This is a genomic window from Pseudomonas sp. 91RF, assembly GCF_003576265.1.
Taxonomy (GTDB): domain Bacteria; phylum Pseudomonadota; class Gammaproteobacteria; order Pseudomonadales; family Pseudomonadaceae; genus Aquipseudomonas; species Aquipseudomonas kribbensis.
Genome location: NZ_QWFC01000017.1, coordinates 129,741 through 148,679, shown reverse-complemented (window position 1 = coordinate 148,679; position 18,939 = coordinate 129,741). Strand labels below are relative to the sequence as shown.

At 61.8% G+C, this 18,939-nt stretch carries 15 protein-coding genes; 12 read left to right on the top strand and 3 right to left on the bottom strand.

The window, feature by feature from the left end; all coding sequences use genetic code 11:
• Positions 1 to 280 precede the first annotated feature (280 nt).
• The gene (gene mrdA, locus DXT77_RS06370) at positions 281 to 2,173 is read left to right on the top strand and encodes a penicillin-binding protein 2 (RefSeq protein WP_119427025.1); all 1,893 of its coding nucleotides are present in this window, start codon (positions 281 to 283) and stop codon (positions 2,171 to 2,173) included.
• 12 nt (positions 2,174 to 2,185) lie between these two features.
• Here mrdA and DXT77_RS06365 read toward each other — a convergent pair whose 3' ends face one another.
• On the bottom strand, positions 2,186 to 3,145 hold the full coding sequence (locus tag DXT77_RS06365) for a LysR family transcriptional regulator (protein WP_119427024.1): 960 nt from the start codon (positions 3,143 to 3,145) through the stop codon (positions 2,186 to 2,188).
• A 144-nt stretch (positions 3,146 to 3,289) separates the two neighbouring features.
• Here DXT77_RS06365 and DXT77_RS06360 point away from each other — a divergent pair, with 144 nt between their 5' ends.
• From DXT77_RS06360 to DXT77_RS06350, 3 genes are read left to right on the top strand one after another with little or no spacing between them, the layout of a single operon-like run.
• Positions 3,290 to 4,591 carry an MFS transporter gene (locus DXT77_RS06360; RefSeq protein WP_119427023.1) on the top strand — a complete coding sequence of 434 codons (1,302 nt, stop codon included), beginning with the start codon at positions 3,290 to 3,292 and terminating at the stop codon, positions 4,589 to 4,591.
• Positions 4,588 to 5,343, top strand: coding sequence for a class II aldolase/adducin family protein (locus DXT77_RS06355; RefSeq protein ID WP_119427022.1), 756 nt, complete (start codon positions 4,588 to 4,590; stop codon positions 5,341 to 5,343). The genes DXT77_RS06360 and DXT77_RS06355 overlap by 4 nt, the downstream gene beginning before the upstream one ends.
• Positions 5,340 to 6,269 (top strand): glyoxylate/hydroxypyruvate reductase A, encoded by a 930-nt coding sequence (locus DXT77_RS06350; protein ID WP_119427021.1) that lies wholly within the window; start codon positions 5,340 to 5,342, stop codon positions 6,267 to 6,269. The genes DXT77_RS06355 and DXT77_RS06350 overlap by 4 nt, the downstream gene beginning before the upstream one ends.
• Here DXT77_RS06350 and DXT77_RS06345 read toward each other — a convergent pair.
• The gene (locus DXT77_RS06345) at positions 6,263 to 7,198 is read right to left on the bottom strand and encodes a LysR family transcriptional regulator (protein ID WP_119427020.1); all 936 of its coding nucleotides are present in this window, start codon (positions 7,196 to 7,198) and stop codon (positions 6,263 to 6,265) included. The genes DXT77_RS06350 and DXT77_RS06345 overlap by 7 nt on opposite strands.
• Before the next feature lie 163 nt (positions 7,199 to 7,361).
• Here DXT77_RS06345 and DXT77_RS06340 point away from each other — a divergent pair, with 163 nt between their 5' ends.
• From DXT77_RS06340 to DXT77_RS06310, 7 genes are all read left to right on the top strand, one after another.
• Positions 7,362 to 8,672 carry an MFS transporter gene (locus DXT77_RS06340; RefSeq protein ID WP_007953111.1) on the top strand — a complete coding sequence of 437 codons (1,311 nt, stop codon included), beginning with the start codon at positions 7,362 to 7,364 and terminating at the stop codon, positions 8,670 to 8,672.
• A 22-nt stretch (positions 8,673 to 8,694) separates the two neighbouring features.
• Entirely contained in the window at positions 8,695 to 9,933 is a 1,239-nt protein-coding gene (locus DXT77_RS06335; protein ID WP_119427019.1) for a Zn-dependent hydrolase, read from the top strand.
• A gap of 3 nt (positions 9,934 to 9,936) precedes the next feature.
• A complete protein-coding gene (locus DXT77_RS06330) occupies positions 9,937 to 10,962 on the top strand; it encodes a histone deacetylase family protein (protein WP_119427018.1) in 1,026 nt (341 codons plus the stop codon).
• A gap of 117 nt (positions 10,963 to 11,079) precedes the next feature.
• The gene (locus DXT77_RS06325) at positions 11,080 to 12,984 is read left to right on the top strand and encodes a sigma-54-dependent Fis family transcriptional regulator (protein WP_119427017.1); all 1,905 of its coding nucleotides are present in this window, start codon (positions 11,080 to 11,082) and stop codon (positions 12,982 to 12,984) included.
• The gene (locus DXT77_RS06320; protein ID WP_119427016.1) at positions 12,984 to 14,702 is read left to right on the top strand and encodes an ABC transporter ATP-binding protein; all 1,719 of its coding nucleotides are present in this window, start codon (positions 12,984 to 12,986) and stop codon (positions 14,700 to 14,702) included. The genes DXT77_RS06325 and DXT77_RS06320 overlap by 1 nt, the downstream gene beginning before the upstream one ends.
• Complete coding sequence (locus DXT77_RS06315; protein ID WP_119427015.1) at positions 14,692 to 15,369, top strand: S8 family serine peptidase; 678 nt, start codon at positions 14,692 to 14,694, stop codon at positions 15,367 to 15,369. Before DXT77_RS06320 ends, DXT77_RS06315 begins: the two co-directional genes overlap by 11 nt.
• A complete protein-coding gene (locus tag DXT77_RS06310; protein WP_119427014.1) occupies positions 15,366 to 16,661 on the top strand; it encodes an NAD(P)/FAD-dependent oxidoreductase in 1,296 nt (431 codons plus the stop codon). Before DXT77_RS06315 ends, DXT77_RS06310 begins: the two co-directional genes overlap by 4 nt.
• Before the next feature lie 16 nt (positions 16,662 to 16,677).
• Here the strand turns inward: DXT77_RS06310 and DXT77_RS06305 are convergent, their stop codons facing one another.
• Positions 16,678 to 18,168, bottom strand: a complete 1,491-nt coding sequence (locus tag DXT77_RS06305) for an aldehyde dehydrogenase (RefSeq protein ID WP_119427013.1) — start codon at positions 18,166 to 18,168, stop codon at positions 16,678 to 16,680.
• A gap of 357 nt (positions 18,169 to 18,525) precedes the next feature.
• Between DXT77_RS06305 and DXT77_RS06300 the strand changes: the two genes are divergently transcribed.
• Positions 18,526 to 18,726, top strand: a complete 201-nt coding sequence (locus tag DXT77_RS06300; RefSeq protein ID WP_119427012.1) for a hypothetical protein — start codon at positions 18,526 to 18,528, stop codon at positions 18,724 to 18,726.
• The last annotated feature ends 213 nt before the right edge of the window (positions 18,727 to 18,939 follow it).

The following is an 18,939-nucleotide window of genomic DNA, read 5'->3' as shown; positions in this document are numbered from 1 at the left end:
AAGTGAAACGATGCATCGCCGATGGTAGTGTGGGGTTTCCCCATGTGAGAGTAGGTCATCGTCAAGATTAAATTCCGAAACCCCAATTGCGAAAGCAGTTGGGGTTTTGTTTTGCCCGCAGGAAAGTGGTCGAACAAGGCTCCGACCGTCGTTAGGGCAGCCACTGGGGAAATCCTTCTGAAATGACCGCCCGGTTTTTGGTATGGTGCAGCTCGTTTTTAACGGACTGATGTCTCGCCCACGGATCGGCGCTCATTTTTGTCAAAGAGTTGCTGCAGAAATGCCTGAACCAATTCCCATCAAGGATCACGAAAAAGAGACGCGCCTGGTCAATAAACGGCTGGTTGCCTGTGCCTTGTTTGTCTTCGCGATCAGCTGTGCGCTGGTAGTGCGCCTGTACATCCTGCAAGTGGTTGAGTTCGACTATCACTCGACCATCTCCGAAAACAACCGTGTCCACGTCTTGCCAATCCCGCCAACACGCGGACTGATTTACGACCGCAACGGCGTGCTGTTGGCCGACAACCGCCCCAGTTACAACCTGATCATCACCCGCGAACGTGCCACTGATGTCAATCAGGAGCTGGACGAAGTCATCAGTCTCCTTCATCTGCCCGCTGAAGACCGCACAGTCTTCGACAAGGCCATGAAACAGTCGCGTCACCCGTTTACACCGGTGACCCTGTTCTATGAACTGACCGAAGAACAGATTGCCGTGCTGGCGGTCAACGAGTTCCGCTTGCCGGGGCTGGATGTCGAACCGCAGTTCGTTCGTCACTACCCGCTTGGCGCGCACTTCGCCCACTCGATCGGCTACGTCGGGCGCATCAATGAAAAAGAATCCAAGACGCTCGACTCCGTCGAGTACCGTGGCACCCAATCCATCGGCAAGACGGGCGTAGAGCGTTTCTACGAAGCGCAACTGCACGGCCATGTCGGTTACGAGGAAGTGGAAACCAACGCTCAGGGCCGCGTATTGCGTGTCCTCAAGCACACCGACCCAGTGCCCGGCAAAAACATCGTCCTGAGCCTCGACGTCAAGCTTCAGGAAGCCGCCGAAGCCGCACTGGGCGACCGTCGCGGCTCGGTCGTTGCACTGGACCCCTCGACCGGCGAAGTACTGGCCATGGTCAGCAACCCAAGCTTCGACCCCAACCTGTTCGTGACCGGTATCAGCTCCAAGGAGTACTCGGCGCTGCGTGACTCCATCGACCGACCGTTGTTCAACCGCGTATTGCGCGGTCTGTACGCACCCGGTTCGACGATCAAGCCGGAAGTGGCAATTGCCGGGCTCGACGCCGGCGTGGTCACGCCACAGACCCGCGTTTTCGATCCTGGCTACTACCAACTGCCGGACTTCGACCACAAGTACCGCAACTGGAACCACAGCGGCGACGGCTGGGTGGACATGGATGCGGCGATCATGCGCTCCAACGACACCTACTTCTACGACCTCGCGCACAAGCTCGGCATCGATCGATTGCACGACTACATGGCGATGTTCGGACTCGGCGAGAAAGTCTCCCTGGACATGTTCGAAGAGTCTCCCGGCCTGATGCCGTCACAGGCCTGGAAGCGCGCTACCCGGCGTCAGGCGTGGTTCCCCGGTGAGACAGTGATTCTCGGCATCGGCCAGGGCTACATGCAGGTCACACCGCTGCAGCTGGCTCAGGCCACCGCGTTGATCGCTAACAAGGGCGTCTGGAACCGTCCGCACCTGGCCAAGACCGTCGACGGTGTGCCGCCTGTGGACGAACACCCGATGCCAAACATCCTGCTCAAGGATCCGCGTGACTGGGATCAGGTCAACCACGGCATGCAGATGGTAATGCACGACGCCCGAGGTATCGCCCGCGCCGCGGCAGCCGGTGCGCAGTACCGCATCGCCGGCAAGAGTGGTACGGCGCAGGTGGTGGCGATCAAGCAGGGTGAGCGCTACAACCGCGAGAAAACCCTCGAGCGCCATCGTGACAACGCCTTGTTCGTCGGTTTCGCTCCGGCCGAACATCCGAAGATCGCCATCTCGGTGATGATCGAAAACGGTGAGGCGGGGGGGCGAGTCGCAGGCCCTGTGGTGCGGCAGATCATGGACGCCTGGCTACTCGACCAGGACGGTCACCTCAAGCCGCAATACGCCGCGCCGACCAAGGCGCCGGGCGATCCACACGTGTAATGCGCCACAGCTTCACAGCACAGGCTCACGCAAGCTGAGCATGTGCTGGAAGCTGTCGAGGAACACCGTTTCCGCCTGAGTCATCTTCTGTTCGCGATTCCACAGCAGCTGGATATCGAAATCCACCACCCCGTCCTCTGGTGGCAAGCGCCACAGCAAGCCCTGCTCGACATCCCGACGGACCAGGTGAGTCGGCAGACAGCCAATCCCGAATCCTGCACAGATCAAGCGGTAAATCTCTTCGAAACTGGTAGAGGAGGCGACGATCTTGCCGGTAAAGCCCTGCTGGTCACGAAACAGCGTCAACGGCGAAAGATTGCCGCCGAGCTGATCGCTGGTGAAGCTGACAAAGTTCTCCGCCGCCAGTTGTTCCAGCGTCAGATTCTGCTGCCCGAACAGTCGATGCCGCTGCCCGCAAAAGTACGCATAACGCTCACGAAACAGCACCCGTTGTTCCAGTCGGGGCTGTGGCAAGCGACATAATCCGACGCCGACCGTAGCGGTCTTTTGCAGCAGTGAACTGATGATGTTCGAGCTGCCCATCACTTCGACTTCGAGCTCGATTTTCGGGTGAGTTTCGTGGAAGTCCGCAAGAAACTCGTCGTAATGCCGCGCCTGCACGCCACTGACGGTGAGGATTCGGATCTTGCCGACTACGTCATCATGGCGGTTCTCGACCACGGTGCCCAAGCGGGAAATATCGCCGTAGATATCCGCCGCAATCCGCAGGACTTCCTCTCCGGTCTCCGTCAGATCAAAGCGCCTTCCACTCCGGGCAATCAACACGCAATCCAGTTGTTCTTCGAGACGTTTCAACGCCTGGCTGACCGCCGACTGAGTGATGTGCAATCGCGCGGCGGCGCGGCTCATGCTGCCTTCCTGACCGATCACCAGATACGTGCGCAGCAGGTTCCAGTCCAGACGATCGTTGAGAAAGCGCCGGCCGATCCAGGGATTCGAGGAAGCACTCATGCAGTAGCCACGCTAATAGTAAAGATTAGTTTTTGAAAATTGACTAATCCTGTCACGGAAGCGATAAAGCCCACAAGCGCCACAGAGCGCGACCGTCAGCCGCCTCGACACCTGCCCAAAACTATAAATACACAGGGTTCTTGCATGCACACCATCGCTCAGCCGCGTCGCGCCGCGGCCGCTGCCTTCATTGGCACGACCATCGAATTCTACGATTTCTACATCTACGCCACCGCCGCCGCACTGGTGCTCGGGCAAGTGTTCTTTCCCAGTAGCGATCCGGTGACCAGCACACTCGCCGCGTTCGGCAGTTTCGCCGTTGGCTTCATTGCAAGGCCCATGGCCGGCATGGTGTTCGGACACCTGGGCGACCGTCTCGGCCGCAAGAAAATGCTGCTGGTGACCATGGCACTGATGGGCCTGGCCACCGCAGGCATCGGTCTGTTGCCGAGTTACGCCAGCGTCGGCATCTGGGCGCCCATCGGATTGATCGTGCTGCGCCTGATTCAAGGCATCTCCGTTGGCGGCGAGTGGGGTGGGGCGGTGTTGATGGCCAGCGAACACGCGCCAGCCAAGCGCAAAACCTTCTATGCCTCGTTCGCCCAACTCGGTAGCCCGGCGGGTTTACTGCTGGCATTGATCGCGTTTCGTCTGGTGACGTCGCTGTCGCCGGAAGACTTCCTCGCCTGGGGCTGGCGTCTGCCGTTTCTCGCCAGCGGTGTGCTGATGATGGTCGGGCTGATGATTCGTTCCGGTGTGCACGAATCGCCGGAATTCGCCAAGGCCAGGGACAACAACGAAACTGCGAAATACCCGGTGAAGGACGTGATTCGTCAGTGCTGGCGGCAGATTCTGTTCGCGGCCGCCGCCGTGACCATCGGCTCGGCCGGTTTCTTCTTCACCAACACCTTCATGATCACCTACGTCACCCAATATCAGGGCATTCCACGAGCGACCATTCTCGACTGCCTGTTCCTGGTGACGATCATCCAATTGCTCTCGCAACCATTGTCGGCGCTGCTGGCCGAACGCATTGGCGAAGGGCGGTTCCTGATGCTGGTCGCATTGCTGTGCATGGTCACGCCGTACCCGATGTTCCTGCTGGTCGGCACTCAAAACATTCTGTTAATGACCCTCGGCATCGCCGTCGCGGTGGTGATCCTCTCCGCGCTGTACGCGGTAATCGCCGGGTACATGACCCAGGCGTTCCCTGTGCACCTGCGCTACTCGGGCATTTCCATCGCTTATCAGCTGAGCTGCGCACTAGCCGGCGGTACCACGCCGCTGATCGGCACGCTGCTGGCCAGCAAGTTTTCCGGGCAATGGCTGCCATTGGCGGTGTTCTTCACGCTGCTGTCGGCCCTGTCGCTGATCGGTGTCTGTGGCCTCGCGCGTCTGCGGGCCAACCCGGTCGTCCTTCATACAAGCAAAGAGGTGTATTCGTGAGTAAACCCGCCCACATCGACGCGATCGAATGGAAAGCCCGTTGCGAGCTCGCCGCGCTGTACCGTCTGATCGCGCACTTTCGCATGACCGACCTGATCGACACCCACATCACCCTGCGGATTCCGGGTCCGGAGCATCATTTCCTGATCAACCGCTACGGCGTGATCTTCGACCGCATGCGCGCCTCCGATCTGGTGCGCATCGATCAGGACGGGCGCATCGTCGACCCTGAATACGCCGGGCATCGGGTCAACGCCGCCGGCTTCGTGATCCACTCGGCAATCCACATGGCCCGACCGGATCTGAACTGCGTGATCCACACCCACACCGCTGCCGGCATGGCCGTCGCCGCGCAGAAACAAGGCCTGCTGCCGATCAGTCAGCACGCGCTGAAGTTCTACGGAAAACTGGCTTACCACACCTACGAAGGTATCGCCTTGTCGCTGGATGAGCGCGAACGTTTGATCGCCGACCTCGGCCCGCACCGGGCAATGATCCTGCGCAATCACGGTTTGTTGGTCGGCGGCTCCGGTGTGGCTCAGGCGTTCCAGGAAATCCACTTTCTGGAGCGTGCCTGCCAAGCTCAAGTGCAGGCGCTGGCCGGCGGTTGTGAGCTGCATTTCCCGTCGCCGGAAGTCTGCGCCCACACCGCCGAACAGTTCGACCGCGATGAACAGGACAACATCATCGACCTGGCCTGGGAGGCCGCACTGACCCTGATCGAATCCCAGCGCGAGTCCTATCTGTCATGAACACCGTTGCACTGATGTCCCGTGACACGCTGTTGCTCAAACAATTGCAGGAAGCGTTTGCCCGCCGTGCGCCGCAGCTCTCGGCGGTGCTGGCCGATGATCCCCGGGCGGTGAATGCGCAGATCGCGGCGTGCTGGTTCCCGCTGTCGGGCAGCCTTGCCGCGTTGCCCAATCTGCAAGTGATTCACTCGGTCGCCGCCGGCATCGATCATCTGGAACACGATCCGTCGTGCCCGGACCTGCCGGTGTGCCGGGTGGTAGATCCCGGCCATCGCCAGGGCATGACCGAATACGTGCGCTGGGCGGTGATTCACTACCATCGCGGCTTCGATCAAGTCCTTGAGCAACAGCGCCAACAGCATTGGGAGCGACCGCTGCAACGCCCGGCCCATGAGTTCCGGATCGGTGTGATGGGGCTCGGCTCGCTCGGCAGCGCAATCGCCCAAGATCTGGCAACCGCCGGTTACGACGTACGTGGCTGGGCGCGCAGCGGCAAGGATCTACCAGGCGTGCAGACCTTCGCCGGCACTGATGCCTTCAATCCATTTCTCGACGGTGTGGAATTGCTGATCAATCTGTTGCCGCTCACTCACGAAACACGCGGCATACTCAACCGCCAGACATTCGAACGGTTAGCCAACGGCGCGGCACTGGTCAACGTTGGTCGCGGCGGGCATCTGAATATCGAGGATCTGCAACAAGCGCTGGCCCGTGGAAAACTGCGCGGGGCACTGCTCGATGTCTTCGAACAGGAACCGCTACCCGCCGATCATCTACTGTGGAAAACCCCGGGCGTGACCATCACACCACACATGGCTTCGGCGGCCTCCCACGATTGCATCGCCGAACAGATCGCCGAGAACTTCCGCCGTTTGAATGCCGGCGAACCATTGCTCAATAGCGCGGATCGGCTGCTCGGTTACTGATCCGCCAGACAGGCCTGCAAGCGTTCGATGAACAGGGTTTCAGCGCGGCTCATGCGCTGATCGCGGTTCCACAGCAGATGAATGTCGACATCGGCAATCCCTTCGTGGGGCGGCAGGCGCCAGAGCAATCCAGCCTCGACGTCCGCCGCCGCCACATGCTCCGGCAGGCAACCGATACCGAACCCGGCAATCACCAGTCGGCGCACTTCTTCCAGGCTTGGCGAGGAGGCAACGATACGTCCGCTGAAACCCTGTTGATCGCGAAAAATCGTCAGCGGCGAGAGCATTCCGCCAATCTGGTCGCTGGTGAAACTGACGAAATTCTCCCGCTGCAGATCGCCTTCGCCGATGTCCTGTCGGCCGAACAACGCGTGGTGTTTGCCGCAGAAAAACGCGTAGCGCTGACGCAGGAACAGACGCTGTTCCAGACGCGGTTGCGGACGGCGATTGAGGCTCAGGCCGAGGGTCGCGGTTTTCTCCTGAAGGGCGCTGACGATGTCCGAACTGCGCATCACATCGACCTCCAGATCCACCCGTGGATACTGCCGGTGGAAGTCGGCGAGGAAATCATCGAAACGCTCGGAAAAGATCCGGCTGATGATGAGCAATCTGACCTTGCCGATCACTTCGTCGGCCGGTTGTTCCAGCAGGCTGCTGACCTGGGACATTTGCCCGTAGATCTCGCCGGCCAGTTCGAAAATCTGCTCGCCGACTTCGGTGAGGGCAAAGCGCGGACCGCGCCGGGCAATCAGTTGGCGGCCCAATTGCTCCTCCAGACGTTTCAGCGCCTGGCTCACCGCCGGTTGCGTCAGGTGCAGACGCGCGGCGGCGCGGCTGATGCTCAGCTCCTGGCCGATCACCCGGAAGGTGCGCAACAGGTTCCAGTCGAGGCGGTCGTTGAGCAGGCGCTGGACATCGCGTTCGGCCATGGGATTTCTCGATTATAAGGTTGGGTAATAGTCGGAATAATAAATAGAAAATTGACTAATCGTAGCCCCGGAACGATAAATCACCCCCAGACAGGCGCCGTCAGAGTGCCTCGGATTTGCCGTTTCCCTCCTGCCAGAAAAACAATCAAAGGAGCCCGACCCCATGAAGCCTCACGCTTCGAACCAGCCGCGCCGTGCGGCGGCCGCAGCCTTCATCGGCACCATGATCGAGTGGTACGACTTTTACATCTACGCCACCGCCGCCGCGCTGGTGTTCGGCGCGTTGTTCTTTCCTTCCGACGATCCGCTGTTCAGCACCATGGCTGCATTCGGCACCTTCGCCGTGGGCTTCTTTGCCCGGCCGTTGGGCGGGATCATTTTTGGCCATATCGGCGACCGCATCGGCCGCAAAAAATCCCTGATCATCACGCTGCTGATGATGGGCGTAGTGACAGTGTGCATCGGTCTGTTGCCGACCTACGCGCAGATCGGCGCGACGGCGCCGGTACTGCTGATTCTGCTGCGCATCGTCCAGGGCATCGCTGTCGGTGGCGAGTGGGGCGGGGCGGTGTTGATGGCCGGTGAACATGCGCCAAAGGGCCGGCGCAATTTCTTTGCGTCGTTTGCGCAATTGGGTAGCCCGGCGGGTTTGATCCTGTCGCTGTTGGCCTTCAGCGCGGTGACTCGTTTGCCGGAAGAAGACCTGATGAGCTGGGGCTGGCGTCTGCCGTTCCTCGCCAGTGCGTTGTTGCTGCTGGTCGGTCTGGCGATTCGTCTGGGCGTGAATGAGTCTCCGGAATTCCTCGCCAGCCGCGAGCAGGCCACCAAGCAGATCAAGAAAGAACAGGCGCCGGTGATGGAAGTCCTGCGCACCGCGTGGCGACCACTGTTGCTGTGCATCGGCGCCAACACGTTGGGCATCGCCGGGGTGTATTTCACCAACACCTTCATGATCGCCTACACCACTCAGCAACTGGCGCTGCCGCGTTCGCTGATTCTCGAATGCCTGTTCTTCGTCGCGATCATTCAGTTCTGCATCCAGCCGCTGGCCGCATGGACGGCGGAGAAAATCGGCGCGACGCGTTTCCTGTGCCTGGTGTCGCTGCTGGCGATGGCCTCGCCGTATCCGATGTTTGTGCTGGTCAGCTCGGCCCAGGCGCCGCTGATCATCCTCGGCATCGCCCTGGCGGTGGTGTGTATGGCCTCGTTCTACGCGGTGATCGCCGGTTACGTCAGCGGCATGTTTGAGACCCGTGTTCGCTACACCGCAATCTCGCTCGCCTATCAGATTTGCGGCGCGGTGGCCGGTGGGCTGACGCCGCTGATCGGCACGATGCTGGCGCACAAATTCACCGGGCAGTGGTGGCCGATGGCGGTGTTCTACAGCCTGATCGCCGGCATCTCGCTGGTCTGCGTGCTGTCCCTCGCCCGTCGTCACGCCAGCGCCCATCGCGCGGAAATGGCCCGTGCCTGACCCGGAATTTCAGGAGAACCTCATGTTGAAAATCAATGGCGAACGCCTGTGGGCGAGCCTGATGGCCATGGCCGAAATCGGTGCGACAGCCCGGGGCGGCAACTGCCGTCTGGCGTTGAGCGAAGAAGACAAGGCCGGCCGCGAACTGTTCGCCCACTGGTGCCGCGAAGCCGGCATGACCCTGAGCGTGGATGCCATCGGCAACCTGTTCGCCCGCCGCGCCGGCACCGATCCGGACGCTGCGCCGGTGATGATGGGCAGCCACCTCGACACCCAGCCCGAGGGCGGGCGTTTCGATGGTGTCTACGGCGTGCTCGCCGGGCTGGAAGTGGTGCGTTGCCTCAACGACCTCAACATCCGGACCCGCAAACCGCTGGAAGTGGCGGTGTGGACCAACGAAGAAGGCGCGCGCTTCACCCCGGCCATGTTCGGCTCGGCAGTGTTCACCGGAATCATGGAACTGAACGCTGCGCTGGCCGTGCGTGACGCGGCTGGCATCAGTGTTGCCGAGGCCTTGCAGCGTACCGGTTACGCCGGTGAGCGTCCGTTGGGCGGCGCGGTGGATGCGTATTTTGAAGCACACATCGAGCAGGGCCCGATCCTTGAAGACAACGCCAAGAGCATCGGCGTGGTCACGGGCGGTCAGGCGATCCGCTGGCTCGACGTGCGCGTGGAAGGCATGGCCGCACACGCCGGCACCACGCCGATGCCGCTGCGCAAAGACGCGCTGTACGGCGTGGCGCGGATGATTCAGGCAATCGAAGGTCTGGCGGCAGATTTTGCCCCCGAAGGCCTGACCACGGTTGGCGAACTGATCATCAACAAATCCTCGCGCAACACTATTCCGGGACTGGTGAATTTCACCGTCGATCTGCGTCATCACCGCGACGACGCCATCGCCGCCATGGAGCAACAAGTCCGCGCCCGCTTGCAGGCGATCGCCGACGGTCGTGGCCTGAACCTGACGATCACCCCGCACTGGATCAGCCCGGCCACACCGTTCGACGCCGAGTGCGTGGCGGCCGTACAAGAGGCGGTGAATGCGCTGGGCTACGCTCAGCAGTCGATTGTCAGCGGCGCCGGGCATGATGCGATCCATCTGGCGCGCTACTGCCCGACAGCGATGGTGTTCATTCCCTGTGTCGGTGGTTTGAGCCACAACGAAGCCGAAGATGTGTTACCCGAGGATGTGCAGCAGGGCACCGATGTGTTGCTCAACGCCGTGCTGGCCCGCGCCGGTCGAATCGAACAAGGAGTCTGAAGCATGCGCAGTTTTTTCCATTCCGAACAATTGCTCCACCATCCGCGCAGCTATTACTCGCGCGGGCAGATGCGCACGCCGCAGGAAGTCCCCGAGCGCGCCCAGCGTCTGGTGCAAGCCGCTCACGGTCTGGGTTTCAGTGTCGAGCAACCCGCCGATGCCGGCCTCGCACCATTGCTGGCGGTGCATGGCGCGCCGTATCTGACGTTCCTTCAGGAAGCGCATGCACGCTGGAAGGAAATCCCCGAAGACTGGGGCGATGAGGTGATGTCGAACATCTTCGTCCGCGAGCCCAATGCTTTGCGCGGCATTCTCGCCCAGGCTGCGCGTTACCTGGCGGACGGCAGTTGCCCGGTCGGCGAGCAGACCTGGCGCTCGGCCTACTGGTCGGCGCAAAGCGCTGTGGCCGGGGCTCAGGCGCTGATCGATGGCGAGCCGGCCGCGTACGCGCTGTGCCGTCCGCCGGGGCACCATGCCCGGGCCGAAGCAGCGGGTGGTTTCTGCTACGTGAACAATGCGGCGGTGGCGGCGCAGGTGCTGCGCGACAAATTCGATAAAGTCGCGGTGCTCGATACCGACATGCACCACGGCCAGGGCATTCAGGAAATCTTCTACGACCGCGATGACGTACTCTACGTCTCGGTGCATGGCGATCCGACCAATTTCTATCCGGGTGTTGCCGGGTTTGCCGACGAGCGCGGCAGCGGTGCGGGGGAGGGCTTCAATCTCAATCTGCCGATGGCGCATGGTTCAAGCGAGGCGGACTTCCTCGGGCAACTGGAAGTTGCGTTGGCGGCGGTGCGCGAGTTCGGTGCCGAGGTGCTGGTGCTGTCGCTGGGCTTCGATATCTATGAGCTGGACCCGCAAAGTAAAGTCGCCGTGACCCGTGAAGGCTTTGCAACACTGGGTGAGCGCATTCGCAGCCTTGGCCTGCCGTGCCTGATCGTGCAGGAAGGCGGCTATCACCTGGAGAGTCTCGAAGACAACGCTCGGGCGTTTTTCGTGAATGGCGAGGTGTGGCAGCGCTGAGACGATCCACCTGACGAAGCGCCCTGCGGTGCTTGCCATCGCCCTGACGTTAACGTAAACATTGGCGTCAGGGCGCTGAAGTAAAGAAGCGCAAAGCGGACCGCTCCGGAGCGCTTGATGACTCTAATAAAAACAACCGATCCCAAGTCTTACCACGAAGCCCGGCTGGCCCGGGAAAAACTCCATCTCGAAGGGCAGGTCCCGGATGGTGTGTTGCGTGCGGAGATCGATGCTTCGTGGCGGCGCAGCCTGAGCCACGGCGTGCATTTCAATGGCAAGCATGAGCTGGCGCTGGAATCGAGCGCCAGTCTCGATGTGTTGCTGGCGAGCAATCGCCTGCTGATCGATGCGGCGATACCGGCCATCGATTACCTAGCCGAGCGCCAAGGCAAGGAGGGCCTGATCATCCTCGCCAATTCCGACGCCACCATTCTCGCGGTCGAAGGACGTGCCGACCGGCTCAAGGGCAGCGGTTTGCAGGACATCACCCTCGGTGCCTGCTGGAGCGAAGCCGCACGCGGCACCAACGCCCTCGGCACGGCTCTGGTGGAAGCGCGGCCGACCCTGATCGATTGCGGCGAACATTACCTTGATCGCCTCACCGATTTTTCCTGCACCTCGGTGCCGATCCATTGCCCCCAGGGCGAAATTCTCGGCGTCCTCGACCTGACCCGGGAAGGCCCTCTCGGCCGCGTCCATGACAGCACCGCGCTGCTGAGCATGGCGGTCAGTCAGATCGAGAGTCGGGTCTTCAACAACAGCTTTCCCGATCAGATCGTCCTTGCCTTTCACAGTCGCCGACAGTATCTGGAATCGCCGTGGCAAGGCCTGCTGGCGGTGAGTCTCGGCGGGCAGATTCTGGCGGTCAGTGCTCAGGCCTGCCAGTTGCTGCGGGCCGAGCGTTCGGCACTGGTCGGCAAGCGCTGTGAGGAATTCCTCGGGGTCGATGGCGTGCAATTGCTGACCCGTCTGCAACAGGGCGGCGTCGGCAGCGTACAGACCGCCAAAGGCGAATTTTTCTACAAGACCCTGCGTGCCCCGGCACGCTCGGTCAACCTCGGCGGCCCGCCACGCAGCGTGGGGAAAACCGCCAAGGCGCCACCGGATCTGGAAGCACTGGCCGGCAACAACGCCCGTTATGCCCGTGCTTTGCGCATGGCCCGACAAGGTTTGGCCAATGAATTGCCGGTGCTGTTGCTCGGCGAAACCGGCACCGGTAAAGAAGTGATCGCCCGCGCCCTGCACCTGGCCGGCAGCCGCAGCGACAAACCGTTTGTGGCCGTGAACTGCGCGGCGATTCCCGAAGGCCTGATCGAATCGGAACTGTTCGGCTACCGCGAAGGCGCGTTCACCGGATCGCGTCGTGGCGGCATGATCGGGCGCCTGCAACAGGCCCACGGCGGCACGTTATTCCTTGATGAGATCGGTGATATGCCGCTGGCCCTGCAGGCACGTTTGCTGCGCGTTTTGCAGGATCGCAAAGTCGCGCCGCTGGGTGCTGGCGAGGAGCAGGACATCGACGTCGCACTGATCTGCGCCACCCACCGCGACCTCAAGCGTCAGGTCGAGGACAAGCAATTCCGGGAAGATCTGTTCTACCGGGTCAACGGCATCAGCGTGATGCTTCCGGCCCTGCGTGAGCGCGATGACTTCGCCGCGCTGGTCACTCGTCTGCTGGGCAAACTCGACGCACCGAACGCCGTGTTGCACGACGACCTCAATCGCTTGCTCGCGGTTTATCACTGGCCGGGCAACATCCGCCAACTGGAGATGGTCCTGCGCACCGCTTTGGCCATGCGCGAACCCGGTGAAACCGTGCTGACCCTCGATCACCTGCCCGACAGCATGCTCGACGAACTCTCCGCCACCGAGAAACCCCAGACCGGCAGCATTCGCGAGAACGAACTGGAGATGATTCGCCAGTCCCTCGACACCCATCAGGGCAACGTCTCGGCCGCCGCCGACGCCCTGGGCATCAGCCGCGCGACCCTGTATCGCAAACTCAAACAGTTGCGCTCGTGATGCAGCGCCTGTTCGTGCGGCTGATCGACAGCCACAACCCCGCCACGCTGCAGGTGGCGTTGCGCTGGCTGTATGGGTTTGTAAGGCCGCAACGGCTGGCGATTGCCGGTTTGCTCGGTCTGTCGGTGTGCGCGTCGCTGCTGGTGCTGGTGCAGCCGTGGCTGGTCAAGCTGTTGATCGACGATGGGTTGCTGGCGCGCAACTTTCCGATGTTGGTGCTGATTGCGGTGCTGATGATCATTGCCGGGTTGCTTGGCACGGCGTTGTCGGGGATCAACCGTTATCTGCACACGCGGCTGTCCGGGCGGATTCTGTTTGCCCTTCGTGACGACCTCTACCGGCATTTGCAGAAGCTGTCGCCGAGCTTCTACGGTCAGCGGCGGATCGGTGATCTGATGTCACGGCTCGACGGCGATGTGGCGGAGATTCAGCGCTTCGCCGTGGACTCGTTGTTCTCGGCGGTATCGAGTGTGATTGGCCTGGTGGTCGCGATCGCAATGCTGTTCACCCTGTCGTGGAAACTCTCGTTGCTGGCGCTGGTGCTGATCCCGCTCGACGTGCTGTGGCTGCGCTGGATGCGGCGCAAGGTCGAGCGTGATGTGCGGCAGTTGCGCGAGCGTTCGGCGGACATGTCGTCGTTCATGGTCGAGACCCTGCCGGTGATGAAGTTCATCCAGTCCGCCGGTCAGCAGCAGCGTGAAGCACGACGTCTGGAAAACCTCGGGCAGGGCTACATGAACCAGTTGCTGCGCCTGCAAGTCACCGAGTTTTTTACCCAGGCAGTGCCCGGCACCTTGACCTCGCTGTCCCGCGCCTGCGCGTTTTTGATCGGTGGTTATTGGGTGGTGCAGGGCACTTGGCAGCTGGGTGCGCTGATTGCGTTTTCCACCTACCTGGGGATGGCGGTCGGGCCTGTGCAGAGCCTGTTGGGGCTGTACGTGGCGATCCAGCGCATGACCGTCAGCCTGGGACGAGTCATGGAGTTGCGCGGCGAAGAGCCCACAGTGTTTTCACCGGCCACGCCGAAACCGTTTCCGACCTCGGGCGAGCTGCGTTTCGACGCGGTGCACTTCAGCCATCCGGGTCGCCCGAGCACATTGAGCGGCATTGAAGCGACGATTCCCTGCGGTCTGAAAGTCGCTTTGAGCGGCGGCTCCGGCGTTGGTAAATCGACGCTGATCGATCTGCTGCAACGGCATCACGATCCGCAATCCGGGCGGGTGCTGCTCGGCGAAGTGGATCTGCGCGAACTTGAGCTGTTCGAACTGCGTCGGCGCATCGCCGTGGTCAGTCAGGACATCGTGCTGTTTCGCGGCAGCCTCGCCGACAACCTGGCTTACGCGGTGCCGGACGCCAGCCGCGAAGCCATCGCCGAGGTCGCGCGGCTGGCGCAACTCGACAGCCTGATCGCGTCGTTGCCTGAAGGTCTCGACAGCCCGTTGGGCGAGCGCGGCCAGCAGTTGTCCGGCGGGCAGAAACAGCGCATCGCGATTGCCCGGGCGCTGTTGCAGGATCCATTGATTCTGGTGCTCGACGAAGCCACTTCGGCCGTCGATGAAGCCACCGAGCGCGAGGTGATCGAAGCCATCGACCGGTTATTTGCCGGGCGCACGCGGATTCTGATCAGCCATCGTCCGTCGACCCTGGCCGATGCCGATCTGCGCTTCGAATTGCTCGACGGTGTACTCATTTCGAAAACGGTGCTGCATGAAGCCTGAATTGCGTATCGGCGTGGTCGACAGCGGGCACTCGGCGGCGCAACGGGTGCAGGTGATGGCCGGGCGACGGTTCTCATTGCTGGACGACGGTCTGGCCGAATCGGAGCTGCGCGACGATCCGCTTGGCCATGGCAGTGCGGTGATCGAGGCGATCAGCCGCCGGGCACCGGCCGCACAGATTTGTGTGGCCCAGGTGTTCGATCAACGCGGTGTCACCAGCGCCTTGCAGATTTCTGCGGCCATCGATTGGCTGGTGGCGCAGGACGTGCGGCTGATCAATCTGAGTCTGGGCCTGCGGCAGGATCGCAGCCTGTTGCGCCAGGCCTGCACGGCGGCGGTGGCTCGTGGAGTGTTGCTGTGTGCGTCGAGCCCGGCGCAGGGCGCGGCGGTGTTTCCGGCCAGTTATCCGCAAGTATTGCGGGTGACCGGCGATGCCCGTTGCACCGATGAACAGTGGTCTTGGCTCGACAGTGCACAGGCGGATTTTGCTGCCTGTGTTCGTGGCACTTATCCGGGGCAGTCCGGGGCCAGCCTGGGGTGTGCCGCGTTGAGCGGTCACATCGCCGGCTATCTGCTGGAGCACCTGCAGGCGAGCAATGTCGAGGTCATCGACTGGCTGAAGCAGCACGCTCGTTATCGTGGCCCTGAGCGGCGTTTCGGCCCATGACGCCGATCCTGATTCTCGGTGCCGGGCCGGCGGGCGCGGCGGTGGCGTTGGGGTTGCGACGGTTGGGTTACGCCGTGACGCTGATCAGCGAATGGCGCCGGTTCGCGGCGCTCGAAGGTGTATCGCAACGGGTGCTGGAGGCGTTGCGCGGTGCCGGGTTGAATCACGCGCTGGCGGACGCCACGTTGCCGTCCCGGCGACAGGTTTCGTGGAATGGCCAGCAGCATGCGCAGAACATCGAATTTCTGCTGGATCGTCCGGCCTTTGATCGCGGTCTGCGTGAAGACTTGCGGGTGGTCGGGGTCGAGGTGATTGAAGGTCGAGTCCTCAATGTTCAATCCTCGGTGGATGGTCATCGGGTCGAACTCGATGGCGGGCAGACGCTGACGGCGGATTTCCTGGTGGAAGCCCGGGGGCGTCAGGCACCGGCATCCGGCAAAGGTCTGCGCGGGCCGGAGACGGTCAGCCTGCTCAATCGCTGGCAAGGCGCGCCGGGTGTGACCGCCAGCGCCGTGGAAAGCCTTGAGGACGGTTGGGCGTGGATGGCGCGGCGGAATGACGGCCGATGTTATTGGCAATGGACCGTGGACGTGGCGAGTGCCGGGTTGCCGGGCAAGGCGCAGTTGCTCGAACACTGCCGCGCGCGGCGGCAGGCCTCGGATTTTGCTCAGGCGTTCTTTGCCGGCGGGCAGGAGTTGGAGTTGCAACTGCACGCCCGCAGCAGCACGGCGATTCTGGCACCGCAGGTTTGTGGCGATAACTGGATTCGCATTGGAGATGCGGCGATGGCGGTGGATCCGCTGTCGGGCAACGGGATTTTTCAGTCGCTGTCTTCGGCGTTGCAGGCGCCGGCGGTGATCAACACGCTGTTGCGCAAACCCGAGCGGGCGGCGCTGGCGCAGCGTTTTCACCGTCAGCGAGTGGAGCAACTGTTCTTGCGATTTGCACGAATTGGTCGGGACTTTTATGCCGATGAACAGCGCTGGCTAGATCAACCATTCTGGCAGGCGCGGCGGCAGTGGCCAGACGCTGAAGCGGCCCATGCAGCGGCGGATTTTGCCGCGCTGCGCGTCGAGCGAATGCCGGTGCTGATTGACGGGTTTGTCGACGAGGCCGAGGTGGTGATCACGGCGGATCAGCCGCTGGGGATCTGGCATGTGCAAGGCGTGGAACTGGCGCCGCTGGTGCGGCGGTTGCGCCATGAGCCGGCGGATCGGGTGTTGGCGGGGTTGACGCTTGAGCAGGGGCGAGCCGTTCGTGGGTGGCTGTTGGCTCAGGGTTTCAGACCCTGAGCCATGGGCCCAGTCATTACAACTTGATCAACACCGACTTCAACTCGGTGTAATGCTCGATCGCCGCATACCCCATCTCGCGCCCGACGCCGGACATCTTGTAGCCGCCGAACGGCAGCGCCGGATCCAGCGCGCTGTGGCAGTTGACCCACACCGACCCCGACTTGATCCGTGGAATCATCCGGTGCACCGCCGCCAGATCGTTCGACCAGATGCTGGCACCCAACCCGTAAGGGCTGTCATTGGCCATGCGCAACGCATCGGCTTCGTCATCGAACGGAATTGCCACCAGCACCGGCCCGAAGATCTCTTCCTGCACCAGCGAATGCTGCTGGTCGACATCGACAATCACCGTCGGTTTGACGAAGAACCCCGGCCCGAACTGCTCGCCGCCGCAGGCGATGGTCGCGCCGCTCTCCCGACCCATTTCGATGTAGTTGTAGACCCGCTCCTGCTGGCGCGCGGAAATCAGCGGTCCCATTTCCACGCTCGGGTCGAGGCCGTTGCCGAGTTTCATCGCATTGGCGATGTCGCTGATGTCGGCCACCACATTGTCGAAATGCTTGCGCTGCACGTACAGCCTGGAGCCCGCACAGCAGACCTGGCCCTGGTTGAAGAAAATCGCACTGGCGGCACCTGCCGCAGCGGTTTTCAGGTCGGCGTCGGCCATGACGATGGTCGGTGATTTGCCGCCCAGTTCGAGGGTGACGCGGGTCATGGAATCCATGGCGATCTTGCCGATCTGCTTGCCGACGGCAGTGGAGCCGGTGAAGGTCAGCTTGTCGACCAGCGGGTTGTGAGTCAGCGCGGAACCGGCGGTGATACCGGTGCCGGTGACCACGTTGAACACGCCTTCGGGATAACCCGCCTCCAGTACAAGCTCCGCCAGTTTCAGCGCGGTCAGCGGGGTTTCGTCGGCCGGTTTGAGCACCACGGTGCAACCGGTGGCCAGCGCCGGGCCGAGTTTCCAGCAGGCCAGCAGCAACGGAAAATTCCAGGCAACGATGGCGCCGACCACGCCCACGGCTTCGCGGCGGATGAAACTGTGGAACTGATCGCCGGGCATCAGCGGCAACGAGACGTCGACGCTGGAACCTTCGATCTTGGTCGCCCAACCGGCCATGTAGCGCAGGAAGTCGATGGCCAGTTGTACATCCATCACCTGCGCCACGGCGGCACTCTTGCCGTTGTTAAGGCATTCCAGTTGCGCCAGCAGTTCGGCGTCGCGCTGCATCAGGTCGGCGAGTTTCCATAACAGGTTCTGCCGTTCACGCGGGCGGGTGCGACTCCAGACGGAATCATCGAAAGCCTGACGAGCGGCGAGCACCGCACGGTCGACATCTTCCGGCGTGGCGCGAGGCACCACACACAGCACTTCGCCGGTGGCCGGGTTGTGCAACGGCATGGTCTGGCCGTCGGCGGCTTCGACCCAGTCACCGCCGATCAGCATGCGCGGCGGACGCTGGATGAAGGCCGAGGTGGCAGGGAGCAGATAGGGCAGGGGCATGGTGAAGACCTCTTGTTGTTCGATGGGATCGACAAGGGCTTTCGCAATGCTTGTGCCAAATGCTCGAAGGTCGCGCACAGTCCCGTTTCACGGCCTGACGGGGGAAGTGTTTGATTGGCAATGAGCGTGAATTTGTCTCAAAACGCGACAGTCATTGAGATGCAGGATACGCGTCCTACAAAGCCAATAACGCTGTGACGGGGCCTAGGCTAAATCGGGCCGTTTAAGGGGTAGGAAAAGTCGCGCGTCTGACAGGTTTTACCGACTGGTGGAGGCATGAGGTACGAGCTAAGTTGCTTTGTGTATAGGGTTTTCCTGCCATGGATTTGGTGGGTCAGTGTTTTCACAAGGATGTCGATGAACAACTTAACCATTCGGTGGCTAACCAATTCCATGATAGGCGTGGGGACTGGATTTCTGGTGACGGGGTTTGCGGCGCTGTTGATCGGCGATCTGACCGATGTTGATACGATTCGGGCAGGTGCCCTGATGGCTACAAGCAGTATTTTCTTGATCGCCACCTCTTTCGCAGTTGCCATACTCGAGGAAAAATCATGACGGCTTTAATTCTGTGTTTTTGGTCATTGGGCTTTAGTTTGCTGATCACGTATGCGTTTTACCGCGAGCGTCGAATTCAAGCTGCCCTGCGTGATTCCGGGTCATTGGCAGCCAAGGCCGACACGCAAGCTGAATGTTCGACGGTTTGCGAGTTTTGTGGGCGTTACAAGGTTCACCCGGACAATTCCGTTCGCTAGATTCGGGCTCGATTAT